Below are 13,582 nucleotides of genomic sequence, written 5' to 3' on the forward strand. Positions count from 1 at the left end.
AGTGGGTTGCATTCGGTGCTACAAGTCATTTCGCCGGCACTCCGGCTTGATGCGCTATGAGCCTACCATAAAGTGCCTGCTTGTCAGTCGCGTACTATTGAAAATAATGCCACAAGAAAAGACTGTACCGCCTCCCGGATGAGCAAAATGACGGATAATACTGCTCGACAAAAATTTTCATCACCATGAGCGATACGACCCCTGGCTTGGACTTGCCTGAAGGCAGCACGCGACTCGTTTGCATTCCCGGCACCTTGTGCGATGAACGCCTGTGGTCGCGCCTGGTCCCTGCCCTGGGCGACGCCTTTCATCTGCAGCACCTGCCCTTGCATCAGGCGCGTACGCGCGCGCAGATGCAATCGATGATAGCCAGGCACTGCACTTCACCAGTGCATCTGCTGGGTTTTTCGCTGGGCGCCTACCTGGCGCTCGAACATGCGCTGGCGCACCCGCAGTGCATCAAGTCCCTCACTTTGATCGCCAATTCGGCCAAAGGTTTGCAGCCGACCGAAATGAGCGCGCGCCAGCGCATCGTCGCCATGCTCGAACGCAACGCCTATACGGGCATCACGCGCCAGCGCCTGCGCGAACTGCTGCACCCGTCACACTTGCACGACGCCAGCATCACTGACCTGATCTTACAGATGGGACTGGACCTGGGCAAGGAGGTGCTGCTGGCGCAATTTATCACCACCATAGCCCGCCCGGACCTGATGGCGCGCTTGCCGGAGCTCGATTGTCCCGTGCTGATCGTGGGCGCAGAAGACGATCAGCTGGTCCCTGCCGACGACTTGCGCGCCATGGCGACTCGCCTGCCGCAAGCGACCCTGCACATGCTCAGTGACGACACCGGTCACATGATCCCGCTGGAGGCGCCGCGCGCGCTGGCCGCCGCCCTGCGCGCGCATCTGGAGGCGACAGACAATTTAAAGGATAATGTCGTGCATCGGGCCATGCCCCCACCACTTTCACAGAACCAATGAGCCATTTGACCATCATCGTCGCCACCGACCAGCAAGGCGGCATCGGCATCGACAACACCTTGCCGTGGACATTACCGGAAGACCTGGCGCACTTCAAGCGCATGACGACTGGCCACCCCATCCTCATGGGCCGCAAGACCTTCGATTCCATCGGCCGCCCGCTGCCAAACCGCCGCAACATCGTCATTACGCGCAATGCGCAGTGGCGCCATGAAGGCGTGGAAACGGCGGCGTCGCTGGAAGAGGCCATCGCCCTGCTCGACGGCGCAGAAGGCTATGTCATCGGCGGCGCCGAGATTTACAAGCAAGCATTACCGCTGACACAGCGTGTGATCATCACGGAAATCGGCCAGACATTTGACTGCGACGCGTTTTTTCCCGCCATTGAGCATGCCGTTTGGCAAGAAACAGCGCGTGTATCGCAGGTTTCGGAGAAATCTGGCCTGCCTTACGCCTTTGTCACACTGCAACGCAAAGCCTGATAAGGTTGGGCTGTAACGTTGATAATTGCGTGGGCAAAACGTTGCTGTAATACCCCTGTCACACCGTTGCGTCACGCTGGCGCTCTTTCGTGATGTTTTGAGACCATATTTTTTTCCCGCAGACGCCGCATTTCTGCGAGAATCCCGTTCTTATTTTTTTTATGCGGCTGCCGGGTTTCACGACCGCCTGACCGTCGCGCCCTAGTCCGCCCCTCGATTACGTCAGGGGCGGCTTGCTTTTTTGGAGACATGCATGAAATTTCGTTTCCCTATCGTCATCATTGACGAGGATTTCCGTTCTGAAAATACGTCCGGCCTGGGTATTCGCGCCCTTGCCGCCGCAATGGAAAAAGAAGGCATGGAAGTGCTGGGCGTGACCAGTTACGGCGATTTGTCGCAATTTGCCCAACAACAGTCGCGCGCGTCGGCCTTCGTGCTGTCGATCGACGATGAAGAGTTCGGTGCCGGTTCCGTCGAAGAAACCGACCACGCACTGAAGTCCCTGCGCGCCTTCGTCGAAGAAATCCGCTACAAGAACGCCGATATCCCGATTTATCTGTATGGCGAAACGCGCACCTCGCGCCATATCCCCAACGATATCTTGCGCGAACTGCATGGTTTCATCCACATGTTCGAAGACACGCCGGAATTCGTCGCGCGCCACATCATCCGTGAAGCGAAATCCTACCTCGACGGCCTGTCGCCGCCGTTCTTCCGTGCGCTGGTGCACTACGCCAACGACGGCTCCTACTCATGGCACTGCCCCGGCCACTCGGGCGGCGTGGCATTCCTGAAGTCGCCGATCGGCCAAATGTTCCACCAGTTCTTCGGTGAAAACATGCTGCGCGCCGACGTCTGCAACGCCGTCGAAGAGCTGGGCCAGCTGCTCGACCATACGGGCCCAGTCGCCGCCTCGGAGCGCAATGCGGCGCGCATCTTCAATGCCGACCATTGTTACTTTGTGACCAATGGCACGTCGACCTCGAACAAAATGGTGTGGCACTCGACCGTGGCGCCGGGCGACATCGTCGTCGTTGACCGCAACTGCCACAAGTCCATCTTGCACTCGATCATCATGTGCGGCGCCATTCCCGTGTTCCTGATGCCGACGCGCAATCACCTGGGCATCATCGGCCCTATCCCGCTGGCTGAATTCACGCCGGAAAGCATTGCCCGCAAGATCGAAGCGAATCCGTTCGCGCGCGAAGCGAAGAACAAGAAACCACGTATTTTGACCATCACCCAATCGACTTACGATGGCGTGATCTACAACGTGGAAACCCTGCGCGAAATGCTCGATGGCAAGATCGACACCCTGCACTTCGATGAAGCATGGCTGCCGCACGCCACCTTCCACGATTTCTACAAAAATATGCACGCCATCGGCAAGGACCGTCCGCGGGCCAAGGAATCGATGATCTTCTCGACCCAGTCGACGCACAAATTGCTCGCTGGCCTGTCGCAAGCCTCGCAAATCCTCGTGCGCGAATCGGACACGGTCAAACTGGACCGGGATGCCTTCAACGAGGCCTACCTGATGCACACCTCGACCTCGCCGCAATACTCGATTATCGCCTCCTGCGACGTGGCCGCTGCCATGATGGAAGCGCCGGGCGGCACCGCGCTGGTGGAAGAATCGATCATGGAAGCGCTCGATTTCCGCCGCGCCATGAAAAAGATCGACCAGGAATGGGGTCAGGACTGGTGGTTCCAGGTCTGGGGTCCGGAAAAATTCAACGACGAAGGCATGGGCCAGCAGGAAGACTGGATGATACGCGCCGAGGATGACTGGCACGGCTTCGGCGACCTCGCCCCCGGCTTCAACATGCTCGACCCGATCAAGGCGACCATCGTCAACCCGGGCCTGTCGCTGGACGGCCAGTTTGGCGAGACGGGTATTCCTGCGTCCATCGTCACCAAATACCTGGCCGAGCACGGCGTCATCATTGAAAAATGTGGCCTGTACTCGTTCTTCATCATGTTTACCATCGGCATCACCAAGGGCCGCTGGAATACTTTGCTGACGGCCTTGCAGCAATTCAAGGACGACTACGACAAGAACCAGCCGATGTGGCGCATCTTGCCGGAATTTGCGGCGGCCAACCCACGCTACGAAAAAATGGGCTTGCGCGACCTGTGCCAGCAAATCCACGATTTCTACAAGGCCTACGATGTGGCGCGCTTGACGACGGAAATGTATTTGTCGGACATGATCCCGGCCATGAAACCGTCGGACGCGTTCGCCAAGATGGCGCACCGCGAAATCGAGCGCGTCGCCATCGACGACCTCGAAGGGCGTATCACCTCCATCCTGCTGACGCCGTATCCACCGGGCATTCCACTGCTGATCCCGGGTGAGCGCTTCAACAAGACCATCGTCGACTACCTGCGCTTCGCACGCGACTTCAACGAGCGCTTCCCCGGCTTCGAGACGGATGTGCATGGCCTCGTGAAACGCGAAGTCGATGGCAAGCGTGGTTACTTCGTCGACTGCGTCCGCCAGTAACGATGCGCTAGGAGCACCGCTGCCTACATGACGCCGCCTGATGCAAATCAGGCGGCGTTTTGCATTGCAGGCCAGCGCACACGCTGGTGCCAGATCAAACCGCGACGATAGCAGGCATCCGGGATGGGCGACTCATGCGCGCGTGGCGACGGCATGGCGAACGGCATTTCGCCGATAGCGTAACAACCATCGTTTCCGATGCAGTGATTTTCCCTCTCAAGATGAGTTTTCGAACAAGCTTAATTGGCGGAAATGATTACGTCGCTTATACGCCACAGTACAGCCTATGCATAAAAAATATTTTTCATTTTTAAAAAATAAACTTCGGCTTAAAAACCTGAAAAATGCATCAAATTCATCTAAAAGCACCTTAAAAATTCATGTGATCAACACGCAAACAGTTATTTGGACGCGGATTCCGGTAAGCAAGCCCTACAATTAGCAGGTCATATTTTTATTGCCCTAGGGAAACTAATGACTTACCGTACCTTACGCCACTTACTGGCCATCGCATCGCTGACCGTACTTACGGCCTGTGGCGGTGGCGGCGACAGCCAGTCCGATACTGCCCGCAATCCGGACATTTCGGTCGTGCCGCCAGCAAGCACTGTCCCCGGCACAACGCCGGGCAACACCACGGCACCGCCACCCCTGAGCACACCCCCAAGCAAACAGACGAGCACATTTACGCGCCCGCAAGCATCGCGCTTCCTGGGCCGCGCCACGTTCGGGCCGGACATGGCGGCCATCGAGGCGCTGGCCGCCAGCGATAGCGAGGCTTGGTTTCGCACACAGTTTTCCAAGCCACAAACCTTGCACCGCAAGTATATCGACGCAAAATATCCGGCCGCAGGCGCGGCGGCCAGCAAGGCTAATCCGACCGATTTCTATGAATCGTTCTGGCAGCAGGCGGTACGCGGCGATGACCAGTTGCGCCAGCGCGTCGCCTTTGCGCTCAGTGAAATCTTCGTCGTCTCCACGCAAAGCCAGGCCGTGTGGCCGCAGACGCGGGGCCTGGCAAGCTATTACGATATGCTGGGGCAACAGGCGTTCGGCAACTTCCGCACCCTGCTACAGGGCGTGGCCACGCATCCGATGATGGGGCTGTACCTGTCACACCTGCGCAACCAGAAGGAATCGAGCACGCGCACGCCCGACGAAAATTTCGCGCGCGAAGTCATGCAATTATTTACCATCGGCCTCTACCATCTGAATGCGGATGGCTCAGTGAAATTGTCTGGTGGCAAGCCGATCGACACCTATACGCGCGACGATGTGAGCGCTCTGGCGAAAGTATTCACGGGCTGGAGCTGGGCTGGGCCAGACCAGGCCGCGAACCGTTTTTATGGCAGCGTGGCCGATCCCGATCGCGACTGGAAACCGATGCAAAACTACGCGGCGTTTCACTCCACCAGCGAAAAACACTTTCTCGGCGTGAGTGCGGCAGGCGCCGGCGAAGGCGAAGCGGACATGGCGCTAGCCCTCGACACCCTGTTCAACCACCCGAATGCTGGCCCCTTCTTTGGCCGCCAGCTGATCCAGCGCCTGGTCACCAGCAATCCCAGCCCGGCCTATGTGGGCCGGGTCGCAGCCGCCTTTGCCAACAATGGTGCGGGCGTGCGCGGCGACATGCAGGCCGTGATCCGCGCCGTGCTGCTGGACCCCGAGGCACTGGCGCCAGCCGGCAGCACCCTGCGCACGGGCAAACTGCGCGAACCGCTGGTGCGTTTGGGCAACTGGATGCGCGCCTTCAACGCCAAGGACGCCGCCTTGCAATACCGCATCTATTACCTCAGCGATCCACTCTCGGGGCTGGGCCAGAATCCCATGAATGCGCCGTCCGTGTTCAACTACTTCCGCCCCTCCTACGTGCCGCCCAATTCGGCGCTGGCAGCAGCGGGCCTGGTGGCGCCGGAAATGCAGATCACGTCGGAGCCTTCCGTCACCGGTTACCTGAACTTCATGCAAGATGCCATCCGCGGCGGCGTGGGGGAAAGCCGCGCCGTGCGGGCCGACTACACGGCTGAACTGGCCCTGGCCAGCGAGCCGGGCGCCTTGCTGGACCGTATCGACTTGCTTTTAATGTCCGGCAATATGTCGTCCCGGCTGCGCAGCAAGATCCTCGCTGCGGTCACGAGCATCGCCATTCCCGCCGCCAGCGCCAGCAACGCCGCACAAGTGACGACGGCGAAAACCTACCGCGTGCACCTGGCCATTTTCCTGGCCATGGCCTCGCCTGAATACCTGGTTCAAAAATAAGGAAGCGACATGACGACCACCTCCCATTTCTCGCGCCGCCGCTTCCTCGGCTCCATGCTGGGCCTGGCCGGCAGCACGGCTGCGCCATTCGCCCTCAACCTGGCAGCCATGGGCCAGGCGGCGGCGCAGTCAGCCGACGGCTACAAGGCCCTCGTGTGCCTGTTCATGGCCGGCGGCAACGATGCCTTCAACACGGTGCTGGCCACCGACACGCCATCCTGGAATGAATACCTGCGCTTGCGCAACACAGGGGGTAACGATTCGATCCACCTGGCCGGCGTCGGTGAAACAGGCGGCGTACTGCCGATCACGCCCGCCACGGCGCAAGCGGGACGCAGCTTTGCCTTGCACCCCTCCCTAGCCCCCCTGAAAGACTTGTTCGACGGCGGCCGCGCCGCCATCATCGCCAATGCGGGCACCCTGATACAGCCTGTGACACTGGCGCAATACAAAGCAGGCAATGTGGCGCTGCCGCCGAAGTTGTTTTCGCATAACGACCAGCAATCGACCTGGCAATCTGGCCTGCCGGAAGGCGCCAGCGTGGGCTGGGGCGGACGCCTGGGTGACCTGCTGGGCACGGGCAACGGCAATGCAACGTTTACGGCCATCTCGGCTGCGTCGAATGCCCTCTTCCTCAGCGGGCGACAGGTGCGCCAGTTTCAGGTGGGACAGGCGGGCGCCGTGCCGATCCGCAATATCGGCGGCAGCGGCTCTCTGTTCGGCACCACCGAGGGCGAGGCCGCTTTGCGTGACATCATCAGCACGGCGAGCGACGACATGATGGAACAGGAACACGTGGCGACAGTACAGCGCGCCATTTCCAGCCAGAGCGTGCTGAGCGGCGCCATGCTGGCGGCCGGCGCGGGTGGCGTACCCAATCCGCCACCCTACATCAATCCGAACACGGGAGCGTCCGGCGTCAATCAGTTGGCCGTGCAATTGCAGACCGTGGCGCGCATCATCGGCGGGCGCGGCGCCCTGGGGGCGAAACGGCAAGTGTTTTATGTGACCTTGGGCGGCTTCGACACGCATGACCGCCAAAAGGAGCTGCATGGCGACCTGATGGCGCGCCTGGCGCACGCGCTCGCGTATTTCGACGCCACGCTGGCAGCCCTGCAGGGCGCCGACGTGCGGCGCCAGGTGACGACGTTTACGGCGTCGGACTTCGGCCGCACCTTCAGCAGCAACGGTGACGGCACGGATCACGGCTGGGGTGCCCACCACTTTGTCGTGGGCGGCGCCGTCAAGGGCGGCGACATCTACGGCACTTTCCCCGCCACGGGCCTGGGCCATGCGCTGGACGTCGGCTCCGGCGTGCTGCTGCCGACCACTTCCGTCGAACAGTACGGTGCCACCCTGGCGCAATGGTTCGGCGTGGCCGACAGCCAGCTAGCCGACGTGTTCCCGAATATCGGCAACTTCAGCCGGCGCGACTTGGGTTTCATGACAGCAACTTAACCGTTCACGGCAGGGCTCAGGGTGACGGCGTAGCCGGCCAGGCTAGCGCAGCTACCGCTGGCGTTGAGCAACTGTAACTTAATAGTGAGCGACATGGCCGCCGCCACGCCCATGGCGCCATTAAAACTGGCACGGATATCGCTGCGCACCACGCCCGACTGCTTCAGCACGTTGATGCTGCTGGCGCCATGCGTGTTCGTGCCAGTGCCAGCGCAAGACTTGCTGCCGCTCAGTCGCCTGCCGCATCATTTCGAGCTCGCTTGCCAGACCGTGATCATGTCATTCCATACATACCCCAACAAATGGGGCAAGCCCGCCAAGTCGAGGTTCAGGCTGGCGCACAGAAACAGGACGTGCGTGGCCCGTGGCGAAAGCGCCTTCCTGGCAGCCGGAGCGAGCTTGCGCTGTTCTGGCGTCAGCACGGCCAGCAATTGCTGCTCCAGCCGCGCCTGCAGCAAGCAGATCTTTCCCATGGCTTGTGCAGCCGTGTTCGCCAGCGCGCCGGCCTTCGCATCGTCGTAGGCGCTGGACCCGGCCAGCTCGCGCAGCTGCGCATGGGCCTTGAAAGCGATCGTTTCCTGTTCCCGCAGCAAGGGCGCCTGGGCGTAGGCGGCGGCGAAAACCTTGTCCTGCTGCGCCTCGCTCAACTCGATGCCATGCAGAAACGGCGGCAAACGTGGCATGCCGTGAATGGGGACGTGACCCAGGTCTGGACCAAAGCCGGGCGGTGGCCCCGGCATGGGGCTTGGCGGCGGGCCATCCGGCGCAGATTCTTGCTGGGCCAGCGCCAGCAGCGGCATGCTGCAAGCGGACAGCAGCACCAGGGATACTGCGACGCTAAGGTGTTTCATCGGGCTTTCCTTTCGTCGCGGTCAGCCCTGATTGTCGGCGCCTGGCATGTAAAGCAACGTTAGGGCCGCGTAAAAGCGTGTAAAGGAAGCTGTGCAAATGGAAGCAGACGCATGTAAAAGCGGGTAAAAGGGACCTGATCCGCCCCTGCTGACTGCTATCATCGGGCGATATTCACCCGAAAAAGCACAGGCATGAGCAAGGTTTTGTTAATCGATGACGACGTGGAACTGGTCGGCATGTTCCTGGAATACCTGACGCAGGAAGGTTTTGACGCCCGTGCCGTGCATGACGGCGAAAGCGGCGCGGCCGAGGCGCTGACGGGCCTGTACGCCATCGCCGTCCTCGACGTCATGATGCCGCGCATGAATGGCCTGGAAACCCTGCGCCGCATCCGCGCCGGCAGTAACCTGCCCATCCTGATGCTGACAGCGCGCGGCGACGACACGGACCGCATCGTGGGCCTGGAGCTCGGTGCCGACGATTACGTGACCAAGCCGTGCACGCCGCGTGAGCTGACGGCGCGCATCCGCGCCATCCTGCGCCGGTCGCAAGCAGCGCCACACGACAGTTCGGGCCTGGCGCCGCTGGCCGTGGGCCAGTTGACAATGTGGCCGGAACAGCGCCGCGTTTCCTGGGCCGGCGCGCACCTGGCGCTAACGAGCACGGAATTCAATCTGCTGGAAGTGCTGGCGCGCAATGCGGGCAAGCCCGTGAGCAAGAATCAATTATCGGAACTGGGCCTGGGCCGGCCCTGGGCGCGCTTCGACCGCAATATCGACGTGCACTTGAGCAGCCTGCGCCGCAAGCTGGGCAGCCTGGCCGACGGCCGCTCTTGCCTGCAGACCGTCTACCGTCTCGGTTACCAGCTGATCAAGGAGTAAGCGTGGGCCGTCTGTTCTGGAAGTTTTTTCTGTGCATCATGCTGGCGCAAGTGACGGCCACCATCGGCATCGGCGGTACCTTCTGGCTGAAAAACCGGGCGGCGCAGCAGGAGCGGGCCGTCGATATCGATACCAGTGCGCCGGCGCAAATGATCATCGAGGCCGCCAGCGCCACCGTGGAAGCAGGCGGTAGCCAGGCCTTGCGGCAATTCCTGGGCAAGCTCGAACGCATGCGCGTATTTGCAGTCGATGCCAAAGGGCAAGAACTGATGGGCCGCACAGTGCATCCCGCCATGCTAAACAAGGCCCGTGCCATGCCGGGACAAAGCGAGCACCATACCGTCGTGCGCCAGGTCATCGGCAGCGATGGCGTGCGCTACCTGCTGTTCCTGCCCTCGTCCGAGCGCTTTCGCACTGGCGAAGCGGGCGCCCCGCCGCCACGCGGCGACTTCGGCCGCGGCATGCTACCCGGCCCGCGCATGGACAGCCCCTACCGCACCTTCATTCCTCTGGCCGCCGCCATCGCCGCCAGCCTGCTGTTCTCCTTCTTGCTGGCCTGGTATTTTGCGCGTCCCATCCGCGATCTGCGGCAAGCATTCGAGGCTGCCTCGCAAGGCGACCTGGCGCCGCGTTTTCACGCCAGCGGCAAGCGCGGCGATGAATTGACGGACCTGCGCCGCGATTTTGACCGCATGACAGGCCGTTTGCGCAGCCTCATGGAAAGCCAGACGCGCTTGCTGCATGATGTATCGCACGAACTGCGCTCGCCGCTGGCGCGCTTGCAAGCTGCCATCGGTCTGGCGCACCAGCAGCCGGACAAGATGGACGCCTCGATGCAGCGCATCGAACGCGAAAGCGAACGCATGGATAAGCTGATCGGCGAGCTGCTGACCCTGTCGCGGCTGGAAGCGGGCGCCGGGTCTCCCCTCAGCGAAGACGTCGGCATCGCCGACCTGTTGCACGACGTAATGGAAGATGCCCGCTACGAAGCGAAGGCGCGGCAGGTGGGCATCGCCCTGGCGGGCGACGCGGTCATTGCCGACGCCACTGTCACGGGCCGGCCGGAACTGCTGGCGCGCGCCGTGGAAAACGTGGTGCGCAATGCCATCAAACACAGCCCCGACAGCGGCACGGTGAAAATGAATTTGTCGCGCCTGCATAACGGCAAGCAAGATCTGCTGCGCATTGCCGTGCTGGACCGCGGCCCCGGCGTGGCCAGCGCCGACCTGGCGCGCATTTTTGAACCGTTTTTCCGCGCTAGCCATACCCAGCACAGCACGGACGGCCATGGCCTGGGCCTGGCCATCGCCCAGCACGTCATCAGTGCCCATGGGGGCCGCATAGCGGCCAGCTTGCGCAATGGTGGCGGGCTGTGCGTGGAAATGCTATTGCCCGTCAAAACGCCAGGCTGACTTTCCGGCGAGCCTGGCGTTTTGGCGCGAGGATGTGCTGCTACGCCTGCGTATCGATGATGCTGCCCAGGGTCGACGAGACGGATTTAGCCGGACTCATCGCCGTATCGGCGCTACTGGCCGCCTGAAGAGCTTGCTGCGCCGCCTGTAACTGGGCAATTTGCGCCTGCAAGGCCAAGATTTGCTGTGCCAGCTGCTGTTGCAGCTTCTGCGACGCCTCCGTCTGCTCGCCCTTTTGCGATTCCGTCAATTCTTTTTGCGCCGCCGTAATCTGTTTTTGCAGCGCCGCGATCTGCGAACTGCTGCCCGAACTGGCGCTACTGGCCGCGCCGACTGCGCTGCCTGAACCGATTGCCGCTACCATGATGCCTCCTCAGTGTTTCAATACCAAGGTTAACGGCAAGCATGGGGCGTGGATGTAGGGCGGCAGGTGTAAAGGCAGGTAAAGACAGCTAGCGCCCCACTCTTCAGAATAATCAGGTCTTGGGCAATGTCACGCCAACCTGGCCCTGATATTTGCCACCACGGTCCTTGTACGAGGTTTCGCACACTTCATCGGATTCGAAGAACAGCACTTGCGCCACGCCTTCATTGGCGTAGATTTTCGCCGGCAACGGTGTCGTATTGGAAAACTCCAGGGTCACGAAACCTTCCCATTCCGGCTCGAACGGGGTGACGTTGACGATGATGCCGCAACGCGCATAGGTGCTCTTGCCCAGGCAAATCGTCAGCACATTGCGGGGAATGCGGAAATACTCGACCGTGCGGGCCAGCGCGAATGAGTTCGGCGGAATGATGCAATAGCCCTTGCCGGAGACATCGACGAAATTATTTGCGTCAAAATTCTTCGGATCGACGATGGTGGTGTTGATGTTGGTGAATAACTTGAACTCGTCGGCGCAACGGATGTCATAGCCATAGCTGGAGGTGCCGTAGGATACGATGCGGTTGCCGTCGCGTTCCTTTACCTGGCCCGGTTCGAACGGCTCGATCATGCCCGTTGTTTCCGCCATGCGGCGTATCCATTTATCGCTTTTAATCGTCATCGCAGGGGCTTCTTTCTAGAATATCGGAATGGCGGGGCTGCACGCCTGGCGCAGGCGCGGCCCGAATGGCAGGATTTTACTTGAAAACCCGCCACTGTTGGCCCTTGCAACATGAAAATCGTTGGCCTGAGGCTACTCTTTAGCCAGCAAGGAAGTGACCATCTCGCGCACCACTTGCGCCGTCAGTTCCGGGTTTTCCATGGGAAACAGATGCCCGCCCGGCACCTGGCGGAAATACTTGCCGACCAGCTTGCGCGTGGCTTTCAAGCCTGCCTGGCGGCATTCCACCGATTCCGTGCCGCCGATAAAACCGATGGGCACGGGCAAGCCGTTCTTGACGAGGCCGCCGATGTGATGCGGCAGACTGCGGTAGACCTGTGTTTCCACTTCGCGCGTAAAGCGCAGCTGCACCCCTTGCGGATGCGGCGCCAGGCCGCTATCGATATAGTCGTGCAACACTTGCGGCGCCCAGATGGCGAACATGTCCTTGGCGGCAAAGTGGGCATACGCGGCTTGCGCGTCGGGCCACAGCTTGCGCCGCCGGGCAGAAAAGCGCGAAGGGGAAAAGCGCTCGCCCAGCGCCGTATTGCGCGCCAGGCGCACCAGCAAGGCGCGCCAGCCCGCCACCACGGGTGAATCGAGCAAGACCACGCAGCGCACCAGGTCGGGCCGCTGCTTGGCCACCATCACGCTGAGCATGCCACCGAGCGAATGGCCGACGAGGATCACGGGCGCGCTGTAGCGGCGCTCCAGCTCATCGATATACTCGCGTACCAATTCCGGCCAGCCCGTGCTGACCGGGTATTCGGGGTCGTGCGCGTGCATGTCGAGCGCTTGCACGGCGTAATGTTGGCTAAGCAAGCCGAACAGCTTGCGGTAAGTGCCGGCCGGATAACTGTTGGCGTGGGCAAAGTGCAGTTGCGGGAGTGTCATCGTAGGATGGTGCCGGTGAATGCAATAGACAATTGTAATGGCATGCTGGCAAGGCGTATCAGAGGAAGGCCTCTAATTGCCCGCGCCCATGGCCATGCCGGGCACGAAGGAGGCCAGCACTGCGCTCAGCTCGGCGCTTGACTCCACCACGCAAAAGGCATCATCGAACGCATGCTCGCGGTTCATATGATTGCGCACAATAATGCATTCCAGCCCGGCTGCGTTGGCGGCGCGCAAGCCGCGCGGCGAATCTTCCACGGCCACGCACTGGGCGGCGCTTAGCCCCAGGCGCTGCAAGCCCAGCGCGTAGCCGTCAGGGGCCGGCTTGCTTGCCCCATACATTTCACGCGTCAGCACGAAGTCAAAGTGCGGCAACATGCCGGTGGCCGCATGGCTGATCTGAAAATGCTGTGCGTAAGCGCTCGTCACCACGCCCATGGCCACATGCGGGCGCAGCGCCGCCAGCAACGTTGCGATGCCAGGCATAGCGAGCCGGCGCGCCTGGCGCAAGCGTTGCCCAAACAACACGCTGCGCTCGGCGCGCAAGCGCTCGACCAGTTCGATCGCGTGGCCCCGCCCCAGCAACACATGCCAGGCGCCATAGTTATTATCCAGGAACCAGTCAAAAAATTGCTTTGGGGTCAAGTCTATGCCGTAGGGCAAAAGCAAGTCGCGGTTGCTTTCGTAAAACAATTGCTCGGTGTTGACCAGCACGCCATCGTTATCCCACAACACGCCGCAGATGGTTTTCATGGCTAGGCTCGGTTCAA

General features: G+C 61.2%; 13 protein-coding genes. 7 read left to right on the forward strand and 6 right to left on the reverse strand.

Annotated features, from left to right (window positions below; genetic code table 11):
* Positions 1 to 185 precede the first annotated feature (185 nt).
* From H4V96_RS12285 to H4V96_RS12305, 5 genes are all read left to right on the forward strand, one after another.
* On the forward strand, positions 186 to 983 hold the full coding sequence (locus H4V96_RS12285; protein ID WP_196856901.1) for an alpha/beta hydrolase: 798 nt from the start codon (positions 186 to 188) through the stop codon (positions 981 to 983).
* Positions 980 to 1,465 carry a dihydrofolate reductase gene (locus H4V96_RS12290; RefSeq protein ID WP_196856900.1) on the forward strand — a complete coding sequence of 162 codons (486 nt, stop codon included), beginning with the start codon at positions 980 to 982 and terminating at the stop codon, positions 1,463 to 1,465. The genes H4V96_RS12285 and H4V96_RS12290 overlap by 4 nt, the downstream gene beginning before the upstream one ends.
* Positions 1,466 to 1,718: 253 nt before the next feature.
* Positions 1,719 to 3,971: an arginine/lysine/ornithine decarboxylase gene (locus H4V96_RS12295; RefSeq protein WP_010398872.1), complete on the forward strand. Its 2,253-nt coding sequence runs from the start codon at positions 1,719 to 1,721 to the stop codon at positions 3,969 to 3,971.
* Between the two features lie 474 nt (positions 3,972 to 4,445).
* Complete coding sequence (locus H4V96_RS12300; protein ID WP_196856899.1) at positions 4,446 to 6,230, forward strand: DUF1800 domain-containing protein; 1,785 nt, start codon at positions 4,446 to 4,448, stop codon at positions 6,228 to 6,230.
* A gap of 9 nt (positions 6,231 to 6,239) precedes the next feature.
* The gene (locus H4V96_RS12305) at positions 6,240 to 7,688 is read left to right on the forward strand and encodes a DUF1501 domain-containing protein (protein ID WP_196856898.1); all 1,449 of its coding nucleotides are present in this window, start codon (positions 6,240 to 6,242) and stop codon (positions 7,686 to 7,688) included.
* Here H4V96_RS12305 and H4V96_RS12310 read toward each other — a convergent pair.
* Positions 7,685 to 7,858 carry a hypothetical protein gene (locus tag H4V96_RS12310; RefSeq protein WP_280720969.1) on the reverse strand — a complete coding sequence of 58 codons (174 nt, stop codon included), beginning with the start codon at positions 7,856 to 7,858 and terminating at the stop codon, positions 7,685 to 7,687. The genes H4V96_RS12305 and H4V96_RS12310 overlap by 4 nt on opposite strands.
* A 75-nt stretch (positions 7,859 to 7,933) precedes the next feature.
* The gene (locus tag H4V96_RS12315; protein ID WP_196857097.1) at positions 7,934 to 8,539 is read right to left on the reverse strand and encodes a Spy/CpxP family protein refolding chaperone; all 606 of its coding nucleotides are present in this window, start codon (positions 8,537 to 8,539) and stop codon (positions 7,934 to 7,936) included.
* Between the two features lie 192 nt (positions 8,540 to 8,731).
* On the opposite strand from H4V96_RS12315, the gene H4V96_RS12320 reads away from it, so the two are divergent.
* A complete protein-coding gene (locus H4V96_RS12320; RefSeq protein ID WP_010398884.1) occupies positions 8,732 to 9,421 on the forward strand; it encodes a response regulator transcription factor in 690 nt (229 codons plus the stop codon).
* A gap of 2 nt (positions 9,422 to 9,423) precedes the next feature.
* A complete protein-coding gene (locus H4V96_RS12325; RefSeq protein WP_196857098.1) occupies positions 9,424 to 10,833 on the forward strand; it encodes an ATP-binding protein in 1,410 nt (469 codons plus the stop codon).
* 40 nt (positions 10,834 to 10,873) lie between these two features.
* Here H4V96_RS12325 and H4V96_RS12330 read toward each other — a convergent pair whose 3' ends face one another.
* The 4 genes from H4V96_RS12330 to H4V96_RS12345 all read right to left on the reverse strand — a co-directional run bounded on the left by H4V96_RS12330 (position 10,874) and on the right by H4V96_RS12345 (position 13,565).
* Positions 10,874 to 11,197 carry a FlxA-like family protein gene (locus H4V96_RS12330; RefSeq protein ID WP_196857099.1) on the reverse strand — a complete coding sequence of 108 codons (324 nt, stop codon included), beginning with the start codon at positions 11,195 to 11,197 and terminating at the stop codon, positions 10,874 to 10,876.
* Positions 11,198 to 11,309: 112 nt separating this feature from the next.
* A complete protein-coding gene (dcd, locus tag H4V96_RS12335; protein WP_010398891.1) occupies positions 11,310 to 11,879 on the reverse strand; it encodes a dCTP deaminase in 570 nt (189 codons plus the stop codon).
* Positions 11,880 to 12,011: 132 nt separating this feature from the next.
* Entirely contained in the window at positions 12,012 to 12,812 is an 801-nt protein-coding gene (locus H4V96_RS12340) for an alpha/beta hydrolase (protein WP_010398892.1), read from the reverse strand.
* A 72-nt stretch (positions 12,813 to 12,884) separates the two neighbouring features.
* A complete protein-coding gene (locus H4V96_RS12345) occupies positions 12,885 to 13,565 on the reverse strand; it encodes an HAD family phosphatase (RefSeq protein ID WP_010398894.1) in 681 nt (226 codons plus the stop codon).
* Between the last annotated feature and the right edge of the window lie 17 nt (positions 13,566 to 13,582).

The organism is Janthinobacterium sp. CG_23.4, from assembly GCF_029892305.1.
Lineage (GTDB): Bacteria > Pseudomonadota > Gammaproteobacteria > Burkholderiales > Burkholderiaceae_D > Janthinobacterium > Janthinobacterium lividum_D.